We start from the raw sequence: 3,103 nt of genomic DNA on the forward strand, positions 1-3,103 counted from the left end.
ATGGGGAGATGGGGAGATGGGGTGTATTAGATATCTCCGAAAATCCCATCATCAAATCAATTATTACCCATTTTTTATGAATTATTTCTCCACCAGGACCTATTTTCTGGAGATACGCTTAGGGCTTCTATAGAACCAATTTGGTATCTATTTAAAATTAGAGATTGAGAGTAGGGGAGTGGGGGAGATGAAGTAAGGCGACCTAAATTCTACCTTTTTCCTCTATTCTACAATTCTCCATCTCCTGACTTCCCCTCCACCGGAGGGGTTAGGGGTGGGTTGACTCCTGACTCCTTTGGCAAAAACCCTTACCTTTGCGGAGATATGCTTAGGGCTTCTATAAGACAAGTCAGAAGTCAGATAGGGGAGCCATCAAATTCGCGACTTACAGAAGTTAGAAGTAATCCCTGACTGAGTTTGACAAAAAAATTAGGTCTAGCTTCTTCTTGGAGAAAGGATGAAAAAAATCAACTTCAGGATTTTTTTGCCGGGTGCTTCAACAGGAGGTACTGAAATGAGTATTTATAAATCTTCTAACTTAATTTGCCTAATGCTATAGTTTTAGAGTTTCTTTAAATTTTTGCTACAAAAAACTGTATGACAGGAAATTAGATATCTCTTCTTTTTCCCCTGCTAAATTTCTCTATTCTTGATAATTAGCTAGTCAGCGGTTCTATTGCGATATACGCAATAGGAATTTTTACTTAGTGTTATCGGCAAAATTGTGTAGCAATACTATAAAGAAATAATCTATAGTTTCTTTAAAGCATTGCTACAAAAAACTGTATGACAGGAAATTAGATATCTCTTCTTTTCTCCCTACTACATTTCTCTATTCTTGATAATTAGCTAGTCAGCGCTTCTATTGCGATATACGCAATAGGAATTTTTACTTAGTATTATCGGCGAAATTGTGTAGCAATACTATAAAGAAATAATCTTGAGACAGACTAAGAATTATATTCAATATTTGGGAACTATTAAATCAATACTATTAACTATCAATGGCCAATCAAACTAATGATATATTTACGCAAGCACGTCGGGGTAGCGTAGCAGCAATCATTCAAATTCTGAATGAACAGCTAGCTACATTAGATGTAAGAATTAGAGCTATATTTTCTGATGGTGTTTTGCAAGTTTTATGTGAAGCACCCCAAGTTCAACAGTTAGAAAAGTCTAATATTGTAGAAGAAGTTAAACAGACCCTTGAAGAAATTTCACCTCGTAATATTCAGCAAGTAAAAATCAATAGTAGAATTATTCAAGAACAAAAATTACTTTGGTTAGAGGATGTTACTAGAGATCCGGAAAATCAATTACTTTGGTCTCAAGAAATTACTTTGACTAAACCAAATATTTTCAAACAAATAGCAAATAATTTGCAGACAAATAAGCCTAAACCAACTAAAATACCTCTTTCTAAAACTGTTTATTCTACGGGAATGCCAAAGCAAAATCAATTCCAACCTGATGTAATAGGCATTTTTTTTCTGAGTATGCTGATGCTAACTTTAGGTATTCAAGTTAATAGATGGTTCAACCACTCCGAGATAGATAAAATAACAGCTTCAGAAAATACACTTTCCCAGTCTCCATCTCCTACTAATAAAAAATCTGTAGAAGATACTCAAACTAAGTCAAAAGCAGCTTTTACTCAAGCAGTGCGACTTGCTCAAAAAGCTGTTGCTGATGGTAAAATAGCTCAGTCTCAAGAAGAGTGGGTGGCGATCGCCAAGACATGGCAACAAGCAGCAGAACTAATGACCTCTGTTTCACCTAGTTATTCACGGTATGATGTGGCCGTGAATAGAGCTGAACTTTATCAAAAAAATAGTGAAATTGCCAAAAAAGAAGCAGAGAAAAGATAAGAAATTTTCTCTTCTCTAGCAAAACTCGCTCCCTACTGTCTAAAGAAAATCTACCTTTGAAAGCTCTTCTTTTCCCTTACGGTATCTTTTTTAACTAAAAATTGAGTTTAAAGCCCTCTTCTTTATTCCTTGGAGTTAAATATAGTCATCTTCCCGAATTTTCCTTTCCCAGTTACCAAAAAAATGGGTTTAAAGCCCTGCTCTTCTGGGGCGACTTTTTTCTGTTTTCAAGTGGCAGATAATAGACCAAGTGCCGCTACGCGGAAGTTGAAAGTCTAGCATTTAAAAGTCGAAAGTATTGGTTAGTAAGGCTTTTAGGATTTTGTAAAAAGTCAGTTATTTCTGCCATCCTGCACTAGTATGCTATAGTACCACTGATTATTGTGAAAAAAATGAGGTGAAGTAAATTGTATGGATGCCAACAAGATTTAATCAAAAATCCCCAACTTTTGCCCTTTTTGGAGTATTGGTATAACACAGCCAATAAACTTATTAATTGTGGGATTTATTTGGCACGTCAATGGTACTTTAAATTAGCCTACATCTTGAATTCTAAATTTAGAATTCTGAATTCTGAATTAATTAATTTACCAATTCTAAATTATACTTTCTTAATTCTACATTTCTATGCAGAATCTTTTGAGTCTTACAAAGAGCTTTCTCACCAACATCTAGCAGGAGAGTTGTCAAACAAACCTCAGGTTCCAAAATATCGAAAAAACGGAGGATTAGGAGTTATCACTTATCCCAAACAGAGCTGCTAAGATTGAAAGAAAATCAAGTCAGAGTACCTTTGGGTAAAAAAGTTAAAGCTGCCTTTAAAGTTGATGATTTTTTGTTTAATTTCCCCAAAAATCTTGACTTTAAAAAAATTAGAGAAATCAGAATTATACCTCGTAATAATTGTTTTTATGTCGAGTGGGTGTATAAATTTTAAATCAAGCTACAATAGGCTCTGGACAAAGATAAAGTTCTCGGTTATAGATCGCGGTGTTGACAATTGGTTAGCTTGTCTTAGTAATGTAGAAACAAGATTTATAATCAGTGGCAAACATTTAAAATCAGTTAACCAATAGTACAAAAAACAAATAGCAAAAATTAAAGAGAACAAACCTCAAGGATTTTGGTCTATATGAATTAAGAATTAAGAATTAAGAATTAAGAATTAAGAATTAAGAATTAAGAATTAAGAATTAAGAATTAAGAATTAAGAATTAAGAATTAAGAATTAA

Annotated in this window: 2 protein-coding genes; both read left to right on the forward strand. The window is 33.8% G+C overall.

The genetic code is table 11. The features are described 5' to 3' along the window. The first annotated feature begins 1,004 nt into the window (after positions 1 to 1,004). On the forward strand, positions 1,005 to 1,871 hold the full coding sequence (locus AFK68_RS04285) for a hypothetical protein (RefSeq protein WP_094671734.1): 867 nt from the start codon (positions 1,005 to 1,007) through the stop codon (positions 1,869 to 1,871). A gap of 766 nt (positions 1,872 to 2,637) precedes the next feature. Continuing rightward, positions 2,638 to 2,808: a hypothetical protein gene (locus AFK68_RS36280; RefSeq protein WP_168186317.1), complete on the forward strand. Its 171-nt coding sequence runs from the start codon at positions 2,638 to 2,640 to the stop codon at positions 2,806 to 2,808. Positions 2,809 to 3,103: the final 295 nt, after the last annotated feature.

The sequence above is a fragment of the Hydrocoleum sp. CS-953 genome (assembly GCF_002260545.1).
Lineage (GTDB): Bacteria > Cyanobacteriota > Cyanobacteriia > Cyanobacteriales > Microcoleaceae > Trichodesmium.

Coding starts and splice junctions, on each gene's coding strand:
- AFK68_RS04285 (WP_094671734.1), top strand. CDS start 1,005: ATGGCCAATCAAACTAATGATATATTTACGCAAGCACGTCGGGGTAGC.